This is a genomic window from Gelidibacter salicanalis, assembly GCF_007997285.1.
Taxonomy (GTDB): domain Bacteria; phylum Bacteroidota; class Bacteroidia; order Flavobacteriales; family Flavobacteriaceae; genus Gelidibacter; species Gelidibacter salicanalis.
Genome location: NZ_VORX01000001.1, coordinates 272,613 through 285,973 on the forward strand (window position 1 = coordinate 272,613; position 13,361 = coordinate 285,973).

The window sequence follows — 13,361 nt, forward strand, 5'->3', positions numbered from 1 at the left end:
TTATTACTCTGACAAATGCCTTTTGAGAGCATTACAGTGTGCAATTGGGAGATTCACAACATTATGATCGTAAATTATTTTGAAAAAGAGTGTTGAAGGCGTTATTCAATTTCAACACCATCAGTTGTAAATGAAAAAGATTTATTTCCTAATCCACCAACCATGACGGCCTGAAATATGGGATTAAGTTTTTCGCTGCCGTACCATTCAATAACAAAGTTGGCTCCTGAACCACCCGTATCATCGTCCTGATCAACCACATATTCAATAGTTTCAAAAGTATTTAAGTAAATAGGGGCATCGATATACTTTCGAACTAACTTTCCTTCCGTATTGTAATAATCGAGACGACTGATATAAAGGGTGTCCGTTTCACTGGTATTGTGAATGCTCAAGGTGGAGGTCAACAAAGTTCTTTCATTGCGGGTACGCTGGTAGATGTCAGAATAGACCGGCACATAAACTTTCTTGGTTTTGGTGCCAATGGCTGGCATCTTCGCACTGTTGAAGTGATGTTCCGTAGAAATCGTTTCGCTTTTTTCGTAAGGCTTCTTAGTCTCACAACTCGTCATGATGCTGCATATGAGCGTTAAAATAATTAGAGAATATTTCATAGGATGGAGATGTCTGAGCGTGAGTATCCTGCTTGTCTAACAAATATAACAAGATTTAGGTAGTGATAACAGAAATATATTTGATATGTTTTTATCCGATCTGGTATATTTTTTTAAAGATTTCACGGATTTGTGAACGAATAAAAAAAGCTCAAGAAATCTCATGATTTATTAGGCTATTAATTTTTTGTCATGTCGAATGGAATGAGACATCACATCATTTTTTTACCATAGAGCCTCCACGGTCATGGGATTCCTCCTAACTTCGAAATGACAAATTGGAATGGAATGATCCGAAGTCTACATGCGCAACTGGATTGGCAGCGCCACAAATGAAAAAAGCCTAACAAATCTCATGATTTGTTAGGCTTTTAGTGGTCGGGGTGGCAGGATTCGAACCTGCGACCTCCGCGTCCCAAACGCGGCGCGATAACCGGGCTACGCTACACCCCGAAGTGGTTATCTTTGTTTCGACTCCTGGAAATCGAGGTGCAAATATATGATTTTTCTTTAAATTGTAACAAATTTTATTTCTAAATTTATAGATTAATCTCTAACAGTATGAAAATCAAAAATTACGTCTTAGTATTAATGGCATTTGTGGGCATCAGTTCATGTGCTCAAGATAAAAACCCAGTGAACACCAACCATGGTTTTGAAATGGTAGTACCTGAGCTTTCCAATCCTTGGGGGTTTGTTTTTTTGCCTGATAATTCAATGTTGATAAATGAAAAAGAAGGCAAGATCATTCATTTTAAAGAGGGTAAAAAAACCCTTGTAGAAGGCGTCCCAGAAGTTTACAATAGAGGGCAAGGTGGTTTACTTGATATAGCCCTTCATCCTAATTATAAAGAAAACGGGTGGATATATCTGACCTACGCTTCATCAGAGGGCGAAGATGAAGGTGGGAATACTGCCTTAATGCGGGCTAAACTAGAAAATAATGTACTCGTAAATAAGGAAGTCCTTTATAAAGCCACTCCGAATACTACTAAAGGACAACATTTTGGCTCTCGAATTGTGTTTGATAACGAGGGCTATTTGTATTTTACTGTTGGAGATCGTGGAAATCGTGACGAAAATCCACAGGATATCACTAGAGATGGCGGCAAGGTGTATCGCTTAAATTCGGATGGGTCAATTCCTAATGATAATCCATTTGTAAATGACGCCGTTGCCAAACAGGCCATTTATTCGTACGGCCATCGGAATCCTCAGGGCATGGTGTTGCATCACGACACCGGCGACATTTGGACGCATGAGCACGGTCCAAAGGGAGGAGATGAAATTAACATTATTAAAAAAGCAGCCAATTACGGATGGCCAATTATCAGTTATGGCGTCAATTATGTTGGTACCAAATTTACGGACATTACTGAAAAGGAAGGCATGGAACAGCCTTTGCATTATTGGGATCCTTCCATTGCACCTAGTGGCATGGCTTTTATTACAAGTGACAATTATCCAGGCTGGAAAGGTGATCTATTAGTGGGTTCCCTAAAATTCCTATATGTTAATAAAATAGTGTTAAAAGATGGGAAAGTAGTAAAGGAAGAACGTCTGTTAGATGGCTTGGGTCGTGTCAGATCAATAAACCAAGGTCCTGATGGCTTTATTTATGTTGGTATTGAAAATAAAGGCATTGTTAAAATTCTACCTAAAAACTAATGAAAAGAATGATTGCAATATATGTATTTTTAAGTGTGATGCTCTCTTGCAAATCGAGCCCACAACAAACACCAGAATTAAAAGAAAGTATGGCGAGAGGCGCTATGGTTTATGAGGATTTTTGTATGAATTGCCACATGCCCAATGGCGAAGGCGTGCCCAATGCATTTCCGCCCTTAGCATCTGCGGATTATTTGATGAATAAACGTCTGGAAAGCATAAGAGCTGTAAAATATGGTTTGTCAGGAGAAATCACCGTAAACGGCCAAATCTATAACAGTACAATGGCAGCTCTAGGGCTTTCAGATGTTGAAGTGGCAGACGTAATGAATTACGTTTTAAACTCCTGGGGAAATGCTGATGGGAAAATTGTTACGCCCTCTGAAGTTTCTAAAATTGAGCCCTAGTAGTTCTCAATAAATGGTTATTTTTGCCCTGTAATGTAAAAAACAAAGGATGCTGATTATAGGAATAGCCGGGGGTACAGGATGTGGAAAAACGACCGTTGTCAATCAAATTTTAAAAGAATTGCCAGAAGGTGAAGTGGGGGTGATTTCTCAAGATTCTTATTATAAAGATACGACGCATTTAAGTTTTGATGAGCGGGTAAAAATCAATTTTGACCATCCACGTTCTATCGATTTTGAATTGTTGGAACGTCATCTGAAAGATTTAAAAGAAGGCAAGGATATTCATCAACCCGTATACTCCTTTATCAAACATAATAGAACTGGAGATACTATCCTGACGCATCCGCGAAAAGTGATGATTGTTGAAGGTATTTTGATATTGACCAATCCCGAATTACGCAAAATGATGGACATTAAAATTTTTGTTCATGCTGACAGTGACGAACGGTTGATTAGACGTTTAAAACGTGATATTTCTGAGCGCGGCCGAGATTTAGATGAAGTTTTAGCACGCTATCAGAATACGTTAAAGCCCATGCACCAACAATTTATTGAACCGATGAAAGAGTATGCTGATATTATCATCCCCAACAATAAATACAATACCGTTGCAGTTGATATCGTAAAATCCATCATTAACCAACGCTTAGTTTAAGTTGAAAATTAAAAAGAAATATCTGAAGTTCTTTAAGAACATGTACGTGCTCATATTTATAGTGTTCGGCGTATGGATGCTGTTTTTTGATGCTAACTCGTATCTGATTCATCATGAGTTGAATTCAGAAATGAACGATTTGGAAGATGAGCGCGATTATTATAAGAAAGAAATTTTGAAAGATAAAAAAGCCATAAAAGCCATAAGCACGGAAGAAGGTTTGGAACGTTTAGCGCGAGAAAAGTATTATATGAAAAGAGAGAATGAAGAAATTTATATTATTGAATATGAAGATAGTATAACAAGCCAGAAGGATTATGAGTAAGACGCTATTTGATGAATTTTCTGAAGCCTCCTCCAAAGAGTGGAAGCAGCTTATTCAATATGATTTGAACGGCGAAGATTATAATGAAACCCTGGTTTGGAAAACGGATGAAGGCATTCACGTAAAGCCATTTTATCACGCCGATGAGTTTGGAAAACGTCCAGAAGTATCCAGCACGAAAGCCACGGAATGGCAGATATGCCAAGCCATCTTTGTAGCCAATGTCGAAAAATCCAATTTAAAAGCGGTTAATGCTATTGAGCGAGGTGCGGAAAGTATACTATTTATTCTACCCTCAGAACATATAGAAATTAAAGATCTTTTGGTCAATATTAATCTGAGTAAAATTACAATACATATTGAATGTCAGTTCCTGTCAGAAGCATTTGTCAAACAATTCGATGGTATTCCAAGTAAAGAAAATATCATCATTCATACTGATATTATTGGGAATCTTACCAAAACAGGGAATTGGTTAAGTAATTTAAAAGCAGACCATACAGAATTTGATGCGATCATTAAACACACCAATTCGTTTTCAGTCAATCTCAATACTTACCAAAATGCTGGGGCCACGATGGTGCAGCAGTTGTCCTATGCCTTAGCCCATGCTAATGAGTATTTAAATCATTTGGATTCCGGTCTCACTACTGCGGCAAAAGAATCTTTTAAAGTGATTTTCAATGTTTCCGTAGGCACGAATTATTTCTTTGAAATTGCAAAACTCCGTGCCCTAAGGAAGCTTTGGAGTTCTTTAGCTGATGCTAACGGAATTAATACTGAATGTTTGATTTTTGTGAAGCCCACAAGGCGCAATAAAACGTTGTACGATTATAATACCAACATGTTGCGTACCACTACGGAATGTATGAGCGCAATCTTTGGTGGTGCAAATACGATTTGTAATGCCCCTTACGACGCTATTTATCATAAGGATAACGAATTCTCTGAGCGCATCGCAAGAAATCAATTGTTGGTCCTTAAGCACGAAAGCTACTTTGATAAAGTTAATAATCCTGCAGATGGGGCGTATTATATAGAAAGTCTAACCGATCAACTAGCGGAGAAATCTTTAGCCTTATTTAAGGATATTGAAGCCAACGGCGGATTTCTTTATCAGTTAAAAGAAGGCATTATTCAAAAGAAAATTAAGGAAAGTGCCGCTAAAGAACAGGAACATTTTGATAAAGCCGAATTGATTTTGTTGGGTACCAACAAACATCCTAATGTCAATGATAAAATGGCCCATGAATTGGAACTGTATCCTTTCGTCAAGAAAAATCCTATAAAAACATTATTAGAGCCTATAATTGAAAAACGTTTGGCAGAAGCTGTTGAACAAAAACGATTGGATGATGAGTAGAAAGAATGTGCAACATATCGTTTTAAAGCATAAAGAAAAAATTGTTAAGCATCAAGAATCTGAACCTTTTAAGACGGCCGAAGATATTGATATCCAGTCTACTTATTCCAAAGCGGATTTAGACCAATTAGAACATCTTAATTTTATTGCCGGTTTGGCACCAAACCTTCGCGGGCCTTATTCTACCATGTATGTGCGTAGACCATGGACGATTCGCCAATATGCTGGATTTTCAACGGCTGAAGAAAGTAATGCGTTCTACAGACGAAATTTGGCGGCAGGCCAAAAAGGACTGTCCGTAGCTTTTGATTTGGCAACTCATCGCGGTTATGATTCTGATCACCCGCGTGTGGTGGGCGATGTTGGTAAAGCAGGAGTAGCCATCGATTCTGTAGAGGATATGAAGTTGCTTTTTGATCAAATTCCACTAGATAAGATGTCCGTATCTATGACCATGAATGGTGCGGTTTTGCCTATTATGGCCTTTTATATTGTAGCCGCTGAAGAACAAGGGGTGAAGCCTGAGCAATTGGCAGGTACTATTCAGAATGATATTTTAAAGGAGTTCATGGTGCGGAATACTTACATCTATCCGCCAACACCCTCCATGAAAATCATTTCGGATATTTTCGAATATTCGAGTAAAAACATGCCAAAATTCAACAGTATCAGTATTTCAGGGTATCACATGCAAGAAGCAGGTGCTACAGCTGATATTGAATTGGCATATACCCTTGCTGACGGTCTTGAATATATTAGAAAAGGACTCGATGCAGGGATGGATATTGATACATTTGCTCCACGATTATCCTTTTTCTGGGCCATAGGCATGAATCATTTTATGGAAATCGCTAAAATGCGTGCCGCGCGTATGTTGTGGGCGAAATTAGTGAAGCAATTCAACCCCAAAAACGATAAATCACTGTCATTACGTACCCATTGTCAAACCTCCGGATGGAGTTTAACGGAACAAGACCCGTTTAATAACGTGGCCAGAACCACTATTGAAGCTGCTGCAGCAGCCTTCGGCGGGACACAGAGTTTACATACCAACGCCTTGGATGAGGCGATTGCCTTGCCAACCGATTTTTCAGCAAGAATAGCGAGAAATACCCAACTGTTTCTACAACAGGAAACCCACATCACCAAAACCGTCGATCCGTGGGCAGGAAGCTATTATGTGGAAAAATTGACCCACGACATCGCAAAAAAGGCGTGGGAACTGATTGAAGAGGTTGAAGAATTGGGAGGCATGACCAAAGCGATTGAAGCAGGAATTCCTAAATTACGTATTGAAGAAGCGGCAGCGCGCAAACAAGCACGTATTGATTCTTCCCAAGATATCATTGTGGGCGTTAACAAATACCGTTTGGATAAAGAAGATCCTATCTCAACCTTAGAAGTCGATAATCAAACCGTGAGACTCTCACAAATAGAACGTTTAAACAGGATTAAGTCAGAGCGTAATGCGGCTAAAGTGACCGCAGCATTATCAAAATTAACAGAAATTGCCCGTACGGGTGAGGGTAATTTATTAGCTTTAGCTGTAGAAGCTGCCCGAGAACGTGCTACATTAGGTGAAATTAGCGATGCGTTAGAGGACGTTTTCGGAAGATATAAAGCTCAGATAAAATCATTTTCAGGCGTGTATAGCAAAGAAATAAAAGACGACAGCTCCTTTAAAAGAGCACGAGAACTGGCCGATAAATTTGCGGAACAAGATGGGCGTAGACCTCGAATCATGATCGCAAAAATGGGACAGGATGGTCACGATAGAGGCGCGAAAGTTGTAGCTACAGGCTACGCTGATGTGGGATTTGATGTTGATATCGGTCCCTTATTCCAAACGCCTAAAGAAGCCGCAAAACAGGCTGTAGAAAATGATGTGCATATTTTAGGCGTATCATCATTGGCAGCAGGTCATAAAACCTTGGTGCCTCAGGTCATCGAAGAACTCAAAAATTATGGTCGGGAGGATATTATGGTCATCGTTGGTGGCGTCATTCCGAAACAAGATTATCAATATTTATTTGATGCAGGTGCCATAGCTGTTTTCGGTCCCGGAACACGCATTAGTGATGCCGCGATTCAGATCTTGGAAATTCTAATAGATTAGCTTTATATAACGTATACATTAATCCGTGTTCGATTTCAGACTACCGCAAGGATATATGAACGAAATAATCCGCCCTAAAAACTTCAAATTTGTTCACTAGAGAAGCAGGATTACAGCAATTAGCGAAATGTAGTGATTGGGATGTGATTATTATTGGAGGCGGAGCAACCGGACTCGGTGTCGCCGTTGATAGTGCATCGCGCGGCTATAAAACTTTACTTTTAGAACAGTCTGATTTTGCAAAAGGCACATCCAGCAGAAGTACCAAACTTATTCATGGAGGCGTTCGGTATTTGGCTCAAGGCAATATTGACTTGGTTAGGGAAGCACTTTATGAAAGGGGGTTGTTGCTGAAAAATGCATCACACCTCGTAAAAAACCAATCGTTTATCATCCCTGCCTATCGATGGTGGGACGCCTTCTTCTATACTTTCGGATTAAAACTATACGATTTCTTTTCAGGTAAACTCAGTTTTGGAAAGGTGTTACGCCTAAATAAAACAGAGATGGCCTCCCGCCTTCCGACAATAAAAACCGAGAAACTCAAGGGTGGCGTAGTATACGCAGACGGACAGTTTGACGATGCTCGATTGGCTATTAATCTCGCCCAAACGGCTATTGAACATGGCGCAACGGTATTAAACTATGTTCAGGTCAATGGATTGCAGAAAGCTATTAATGGTAAAATTACAGGAGTTTCGGCGGTTGATGTTGAATCTAAAAACATCTATGTCTTAAAGGCCAAAGTTATTGTAAATGCCACAGGCGTTTTTACAGATGTTGTGCTTCAGATGGACAATCCGGAAGCAAAAAATATAATAAGGCCAAGTCAAGGTATCCACCTCGTCTTCGACCGTTCAATTTTACCCGGAAAAGAGGCAATCATGATTCCGAAAACAGTGGACGGCAGAGTTCTGTTTTTAGTGCCGTGGCATCAGAGAGTGGTGGTAGGGACCACAGACACGCTCGTGCAACGTCATAGCTTAGAACCTGAACCTCTAGATAATGAGGTTGACTTTGTTCTGTCAACATTAAATACGTATTTAAAGAAGCCCGTTACAAAATCGGATGTGCTGAGTCAATTTGCGGGCTTAAGACCCTTAGCGGCACCTAAAGATGGGTCGGAAAAGACAAAGGAAATTTCACGAAGCCATAAAATAATGGTAGCTCCATCTGGTTTGATCACCATTACGGGAGGGAAGTGGACGACGTACCGGCGCATGGCGCAAGACACCATCGATAAAGCTATTGCTCTCGAAAGATTGCCAAAGAAAGCGTGTCGAACAACATCGCTGTTAATCCATGGTGCTGATGGTTCTGCGGAAGATTCTAATCACCTTTATGTATACGGCACAGATCAGGTTTTTATTGAAAATTTGATCTTAGATTTTCCGGAATTGGGTGAAAAATTACACCCGCGTTTGGAATTCCTAAAGGCAGAAGTGGTTTGGGCCGTACAAAATGAAATGGCCAGAACCGTGGAAGATGTTTTGTCTAGACGTGTGAGAATTTTAGTCTTGGACGCCCAGGCGGCCTATGCTATTGCGCCGGAAGTTGCAGCATTGATGGCGACGTATTTACATAAGGATGTGCATTGGCAACAATCGCAAGTTGAAACATTTAGGAAGATTGCGCAACGGTATATCTTAAAATAAATTTTATTGGCCTTGATAAGTTACTCGATACGTTTGTAGTTTTCAGAATAAATGCGATTGCCCAAATCATCAACTTCAATTTGGCTAAACTTATCTTTTTCTAAATGAAGCTCATAAGTGAATTCTTTTCTCTCTTCAATAATTTTTTTCATCATTTCAGAACCGTATTCCAAGGTTTCATTGAGCTCATTATTATTGTGATTATAATCACCATAACCAAACCATTCCGTAGAATCTTGAGGCACGTTTTTGCTCCACATCACCTTGTGATCGGTATACATTTTAACTTGTCTAAATCCGTTGTTGGTCTGGAACGAATCGGCAATTTTATTGTCAACATAATTATAATAGCCAACCATTTCCCATGTCCCATTTAATTTCATGGCCTGATCTTTAGTAGCGGTCTCAGCGTTTGGAACTATTTTTTTTTGCTCATCACAAGCGTAAAAAGTAAGTAATACTAGTAATAAAAATGAAAGTTTCATAGCGCTAAAGTTTTGATTATTAATACAAAGTCTTTCTAATTTACAAAAAAACGAGCACTTCTCTCAATTATATTTGACTTAACTGCGCTATGAAACTTTATCTTAAAATTTACTTTAGTGGGTGATGATGGTTGGAAAATGAACGGAAAACAGATATAGCTTTCGTTTCATTTTGAATAGCTTGCTATCAATTATCCTCAACGCCTTAAAACCAATCAAAATAAAAACCCGATACAATCACTCCTGCCACTAATATAACTAGTACAATTGCCACGAACAGCGTGGTGGATTTGGTGGTGTCATCTTTTTGAAAAATGTAATCTTTGGTCTTTTCGTTTTCTTCTTTAATAAAACTCATAGGTGAGGTGTTAGTGATTAATAAAAACTGTTTTTCTGTTGACAAACTCATGGATGCCTTCTTTGGAAAGTTCTCTGCCATATCCTGAAGCTTTTGTGCCGCCAAAAGGAAGGCGGGAATCTGATTTAACCAGTTCATTCACAAAATAAGCACCGTCTGCAACTGTGGAGATATATTGATGCGCAGTATCCATAGATTGTGTAAACACCATTGTGCCTAGTCCAAATCGAGTTTCTGCGGCCATTTGAAATGCTTCTTCAACATCTTTCACCTTCATTATTGGAGCAACTGGCCCAAAAGTTTCCTCTTTAAAAACAGGCATGTCTTTAGTGATATTGGTAAGAATGGTAGGTTCAAAATAGGCATTATTCTTTTTGTTCCCCACGATGAGTTTTGCGCCCATAGCAATAGAATCGTCCACTTGTTTTTTAAGGGTGTCAGCCCCGTTAGTTCTAGCCAGGGTTCCAAATGTGGTTTCTGGCTTTAAGGGATCGTCATGTTTTAATGCTGCTACTTGTTTCTTAAATCGTTTCAGGAAATCATCGTAAATGCCTTCCGTTACGATAAATCGTTTAGCCGCAATACAACTTTGTCCGGCGTTTTGCATTCTGGCATTTACTATAGTATCCATATAGGTGTCCAAATCAGCATCATCCAAAACGATACAAGCGTTGTTGCCCCCAAGTTCCAATACTGTTTTCTTTAAGTTTTGCCCTGCCGTAGCGGCTATTTTTCTGCCGGCTTTTTCACTCCCAGTCAAGGTAAGTGCTTTAATTTTGTCATTACTGATCAAGTTTTCAATCGCGTCATGTCCGGCCAAAATAGTTGTAAAACATCCTTTGGGGTAACCCGCTTTTTCAAAAAGAGCTTCTATGGCCATGCCACAACCGGTTACGTTAGCGGCGTGCTTTAAAATTGCAGTGTTTCCGGCAGTTATGGTAGGTATGGCAAAACGGAACACTTGCCAAAAGGGATAGTTCCAGGGCATGATGGCTAAAATCGTCCCTAAAGGATCATAACTAATAAAGCTTTCAGAAGCATCTGTTTCTATCAATTCGTCCGCTAAAAAATCGTCCGCATTGGTCGCGTAAAAGTCGCATACCGTTAGGCACTTTTCAATTTCTGCAATACTTTGGGTAATAGGCTTGCCCATTTCATTGGTCATAAGTTCTGCCAACTCCTGTTTGTCATCTTCCAAGATTTGTGCGAGATTCATTAACAATCTGCAACGTTCTTTTATAGACGTTTGACGCCACTTATAAAAACGTGCATCGGCGGTGTTTAGAATTTTGTTTAAGTCTTTTGAAGTGTGCATATCATACTCTTTAATCAGCTTATGACTGTAGGGATTAGTAGTTATAATCGTATTTTTCATAATAAGAGTGATTTTTGTTAAATTGGTCCTAAATGTGTTGAATATTTTGGATAGCGCGTATAAATTTACTATACTAAATTCTGTTTTCAACTAAATTATAAGAATTAATCAAGGCTTGCAAACTCTGCTGTGTAATAGTTAAACATTTATCTTTTTGAGATAACAAAGATTGATATATACTTGTAGATTTGTTGAAACAATAAATAATTATTAACATTTTAAAATAATCAATATTATGGGAAATAATAGTAGTAGTAACACGCTTATCGGCATTTTAGCCGGTACTGCAATTGGAGCAACATTGGGAATTTTATTTGCACCGGACAAAGGAATTAATACAAGACAAAGAATATCTGATGAGGCCATATCCGCAAAGGATAGATTGGCTGAAAGTGCTTTGGCAGCAAAAGATAGCTTAGCTACTAAAGCTTCTCACTTAAGAGATAATCTAGTCGATACTGTAAGTACGAAAAAGTTAACTTTAGATGAAAAAGTAGAATCTATTGTTTCTGATACAAGCCATAAAGCTGAAGATGTTATCACGACATTGGAGAATAAATTGGCGGCATTAAAAGATAAAAATAAGAAATTTCAAAAATTCTAAATTGATCTTATGAATGTTTTTGAATCTATAAATAATACATCCAATAAAGCGACAGATATTGGAGAACAATACCTTGATAAGACTAAAAAGTATTATAAGTTAAAAGTTTTTCAACATCTTTCCTATGCAATTAGTATGTTAGGAAAAGCGATTATTATTGGCGCTGTATTATTTATAGGTTTAATTTTTTTAGCGGTTGCCTCAGCTATCGCAATTGGCAATCTTTTAGGCAATGTGGCCTTGGGATACCTCGTTGTAGGCGGTGCTTTTATAATAGTTTCTTTCATAATTTATAAAACTAGGCATCTTATTGACAGCGCGATCATTAAAAAAATTCAATCCAAAATATTTAAATAAGTTATGAAGACCTACCAATCTTTTGATGAAATTGAGTACGACTTAGATAAGCTTAAGCTTGAGCGGCAAATTGCCTGGGAAGAACTAAAAGGTATCAAACATGAATTTCAAGAAGATATGAAACCTCTAAACTGGGTGAGTACAGGATTGAAATTTGCGGGGCAATATGGTGTTTTTGTTATTCTTAAAAAGTTTTTCAGAACATAGACAGCTTATTTTAATTGGGTTCTTTCTCTTCATTTAATAAAATTATTTTCTTTTTAAATTCATTTGGGGTCATTTCATATGTTTCCTTAAATATTTTTGAGAAATAACTTCTACTTGTAAAACCAATGGTATACACTATCTGAGATATATTTAAATCAGTGGTGTTCATTAATTCCCTTGCGGCCTCCAGCCGTACATGTTTTATATACTCTGCAACGGTCCGCGCATATAAAAATTTAAAACCTTCTTGCAATTTCGCTTGCGAAAGTCCACATTCTCTTGATATTTTTTCTAAATTATAATTGAGAGAGGGTTCTGTCAAGATTTTTTCCGCATAAGATTTTACCTTTTTCAATTCAGATTTTAACAGCATATGCGGGATAGGGTCGTTGTTTTCAAATCGCTCATGCCGAGCAATGTGCATCGCCAATAATTGATACACCTCACCTTCTATCTGTAATATCCGAATTATTCCTTCTGCTTTCAAATCTCTCAAAGATTTCACACGATCCTCCATTCTTAGATGGATTGGACTATAATAGGCATAGGTAGTCTCATGATGCTGATCAACAAAAACTTCGTATAATTTTTTATTGAGTTCTGTCAATTGAGTATTTCTCTTTTGGACAAATTCTTTTCGGATAATGCGAATGCTATTAAATATAAGATGTTTGTCTTTTTGTAGTAAAGTAAAATGTTGGATGTTTTTCTCGGCGACAAGGATGGAAGAATGATATTGTTCAATGGTGTGGAATTCTTTCTGATTTTCAAACCTGTGTTTAAAATTTCCAAGGGAACAATAGCTAAAGTGTATAGGGTTGTAATTTTTGTGATTGTCAACAAATAATATATCTTCAAAAAAAATGGCATCAAATTCAACCAAATTAACACCCCAATCAAAATTAATACATCTGATGCAACCTTTTGCAATGTCATTGTCAAAGCGCAAGGTCAATTCACCACAATGTTCGTGTAGATCGCCGCCTAACAAATCTTGTATCTGCAATAAGGCTCCTTCTGAACTTTCGGCATTAATTGTGATTTCAATCATAACACTCTTTACATAAGTTAAAAAATTAGTGTTTAAAGACTTGAAATTATTGAGATTAGGAAGTTTTCTAGAAATTAAATATACCACTATTAATAAAAACATACTAACTTTTTGTTGA

The 13,361-nt window shown here is 38.0% G+C and carries 15 protein-coding genes and 1 tRNA gene; 10 read left to right on the top strand and 6 right to left on the bottom strand.

Annotated elements, in window-relative coordinates; all coding sequences use genetic code 11:
• Positions 1 to 101: 101 nt before the first annotated feature.
• On the bottom strand, positions 102 to 614 hold the full coding sequence (locus ES711_RS01120; RefSeq protein WP_146888734.1) for a DUF3124 domain-containing protein: 513 nt from the start codon (positions 612 to 614) through the stop codon (positions 102 to 104).
• 375 nt (positions 615 to 989) lie between these two features.
• Positions 990 to 1,067 (bottom strand) — tRNA-Pro (locus tag ES711_RS01125).
• A 108-nt stretch (positions 1,068 to 1,175) separates the two neighbouring features.
• On the opposite strand from ES711_RS01125, the gene ES711_RS01130 reads away from it, so the two are divergent.
• The 7 genes from ES711_RS01130 to ES711_RS01160 all read left to right on the top strand — a co-directional run bounded on the left by ES711_RS01130 (position 1,176) and on the right by ES711_RS01160 (position 8,806).
• A complete protein-coding gene (locus ES711_RS01130; RefSeq protein ID WP_146888736.1) occupies positions 1,176 to 2,282 on the top strand; it encodes a PQQ-dependent sugar dehydrogenase in 1,107 nt (368 codons plus the stop codon).
• Positions 2,283 to 2,290: 8 nt separating this feature from the next.
• Positions 2,291 to 2,689 carry a c-type cytochrome gene (locus ES711_RS01135; RefSeq protein WP_317129841.1) on the top strand — a complete coding sequence of 133 codons (399 nt, stop codon included), beginning with the start codon at positions 2,291 to 2,293 and terminating at the stop codon, positions 2,687 to 2,689.
• 49 nt (positions 2,690 to 2,738) lie between these two features.
• On the top strand, positions 2,739 to 3,347 hold the full coding sequence (gene udk / locus ES711_RS01140) for a uridine kinase (protein ID WP_146888741.1): 609 nt from the start codon (positions 2,739 to 2,741) through the stop codon (positions 3,345 to 3,347).
• A gap of 40 nt (positions 3,348 to 3,387) precedes the next feature.
• Positions 3,388 to 3,672: an FtsB family cell division protein gene (locus ES711_RS01145; RefSeq protein ID WP_146888744.1), complete on the top strand. Its 285-nt coding sequence runs from the start codon at positions 3,388 to 3,390 to the stop codon at positions 3,670 to 3,672.
• Positions 3,665 to 5,035 (top strand): methylmalonyl-CoA mutase subunit beta, encoded by a 1,371-nt coding sequence (locus tag ES711_RS01150; RefSeq protein ID WP_146888747.1) that lies wholly within the window; start codon positions 3,665 to 3,667, stop codon positions 5,033 to 5,035. The genes ES711_RS01145 and ES711_RS01150 overlap by 8 nt, the downstream gene beginning before the upstream one ends.
• Entirely contained in the window at positions 5,028 to 7,151 is a 2,124-nt protein-coding gene (gene scpA, locus ES711_RS01155) for a methylmalonyl-CoA mutase (protein ID WP_146889875.1), read from the top strand. The genes ES711_RS01150 and scpA overlap by 8 nt, the downstream gene beginning before the upstream one ends.
• 89 nt (positions 7,152 to 7,240) lie before the next feature.
• Positions 7,241 to 8,806, top strand: a complete 1,566-nt coding sequence (locus tag ES711_RS01160; RefSeq protein ID WP_146888750.1) for a glycerol-3-phosphate dehydrogenase/oxidase — start codon at positions 7,241 to 7,243, stop codon at positions 8,804 to 8,806.
• A 20-nt stretch (positions 8,807 to 8,826) separates the two neighbouring features.
• Here ES711_RS01160 and ES711_RS01165 read toward each other — a convergent pair whose 3' ends face one another.
• The 3 genes from ES711_RS01165 to ES711_RS01170 all read right to left on the bottom strand — a co-directional run bounded on the left by ES711_RS01165 (position 8,827) and on the right by ES711_RS01170 (position 11,024).
• Positions 8,827 to 9,291: a hypothetical protein gene (locus ES711_RS01165; RefSeq protein WP_146888753.1), complete on the bottom strand. Its 465-nt coding sequence runs from the start codon at positions 9,289 to 9,291 to the stop codon at positions 8,827 to 8,829.
• A gap of 205 nt (positions 9,292 to 9,496) precedes the next feature.
• Positions 9,497 to 9,649, bottom strand: coding sequence for a hypothetical protein (locus tag ES711_RS16210; RefSeq protein WP_170245216.1), 153 nt, complete (start codon positions 9,647 to 9,649; stop codon positions 9,497 to 9,499).
• 10 nt (positions 9,650 to 9,659) lie between these two features.
• Entirely contained in the window at positions 9,660 to 11,024 is a 1,365-nt protein-coding gene (locus tag ES711_RS01170; protein WP_146888756.1) for an NAD-dependent succinate-semialdehyde dehydrogenase, read from the bottom strand.
• Between the two features lie 235 nt (positions 11,025 to 11,259).
• Between ES711_RS01170 and ES711_RS01175 the strand changes: the two genes are divergently transcribed.
• The 3 genes from ES711_RS01175 to ES711_RS01185 are packed head-to-tail and all read left to right on the top strand — an operon-like array spanning position 11,260 to position 12,192.
• On the top strand, positions 11,260 to 11,628 hold the full coding sequence (locus ES711_RS01175) for a YtxH domain-containing protein (protein ID WP_146888759.1): 369 nt from the start codon (positions 11,260 to 11,262) through the stop codon (positions 11,626 to 11,628).
• A 9-nt stretch (positions 11,629 to 11,637) separates the two neighbouring features.
• Positions 11,638 to 11,985, top strand: coding sequence for a phage holin family protein (locus ES711_RS01180; RefSeq protein ID WP_146888762.1), 348 nt, complete (start codon positions 11,638 to 11,640; stop codon positions 11,983 to 11,985).
• Positions 11,986 to 11,988: 3 nt separating this feature from the next.
• Positions 11,989 to 12,192: a DUF6327 family protein gene (locus ES711_RS01185; protein WP_146888765.1), complete on the top strand. Its 204-nt coding sequence runs from the start codon at positions 11,989 to 11,991 to the stop codon at positions 12,190 to 12,192.
• Positions 12,193 to 12,202: 10 nt separating this feature from the next.
• Here the strand turns inward: ES711_RS01185 and ES711_RS01190 are convergent, their stop codons facing one another.
• Positions 12,203 to 13,345, bottom strand: coding sequence for a helix-turn-helix transcriptional regulator (locus tag ES711_RS01190; RefSeq protein ID WP_146888768.1), 1,143 nt, complete (start codon positions 13,343 to 13,345; stop codon positions 12,203 to 12,205).
• Positions 13,346 to 13,361: the final 16 nt, after the last annotated feature.

Coding starts and splice junctions, on each gene's coding strand:
- ES711_RS01120 (WP_146888734.1), bottom strand. CDS start 614: ATGAAATATTCTCTAATTATTTTAACGCTCATATGCAGCATCATGACG.
- ES711_RS01130 (WP_146888736.1), top strand. CDS start 1,176: ATGAAAATCAAAAATTACGTCTTAGTATTAATGGCATTTGTGGGCATC.
- ES711_RS01135 (WP_317129841.1), top strand. CDS start 2,291: ATGATTGCAATATATGTATTTTTAAGTGTGATGCTCTCTTGCAAATCG.
- udk (WP_146888741.1), top strand. CDS start 2,739: ATGCTGATTATAGGAATAGCCGGGGGTACAGGATGTGGAAAAACGACC.
- ES711_RS01145 (WP_146888744.1), top strand. CDS start 3,388: ATGTACGTGCTCATATTTATAGTGTTCGGCGTATGGATGCTGTTTTTT.
- ES711_RS01150 (WP_146888747.1), top strand. CDS start 3,665: ATGAGTAAGACGCTATTTGATGAATTTTCTGAAGCCTCCTCCAAAGAG.
- scpA (WP_146889875.1), top strand. CDS start 5,028: ATGAGTAGAAAGAATGTGCAACATATCGTTTTAAAGCATAAAGAAAAA.
- ES711_RS01165 (WP_146888753.1), bottom strand. CDS start 9,291: ATGAAACTTTCATTTTTATTACTAGTATTACTTACTTTTTACGCTTGT.
- ES711_RS16210 (WP_170245216.1), bottom strand. CDS start 9,649: ATGAGTTTTATTAAAGAAGAAAACGAAAAGACCAAAGATTACATTTTT.
- ES711_RS01170 (WP_146888756.1), bottom strand. CDS start 11,024: ATGAAAAATACGATTATAACTACTAATCCCTACAGTCATAAGCTGATT.
- ES711_RS01175 (WP_146888759.1), top strand. CDS start 11,260: ATGGGAAATAATAGTAGTAGTAACACGCTTATCGGCATTTTAGCCGGT.
- ES711_RS01180 (WP_146888762.1), top strand. CDS start 11,638: ATGAATGTTTTTGAATCTATAAATAATACATCCAATAAAGCGACAGAT.
- ES711_RS01185 (WP_146888765.1), top strand. CDS start 11,989: ATGAAGACCTACCAATCTTTTGATGAAATTGAGTACGACTTAGATAAG.
- ES711_RS01190 (WP_146888768.1), bottom strand. CDS start 13,345: ATGTTTTTATTAATAGTGGTATATTTAATTTCTAGAAAACTTCCTAAT.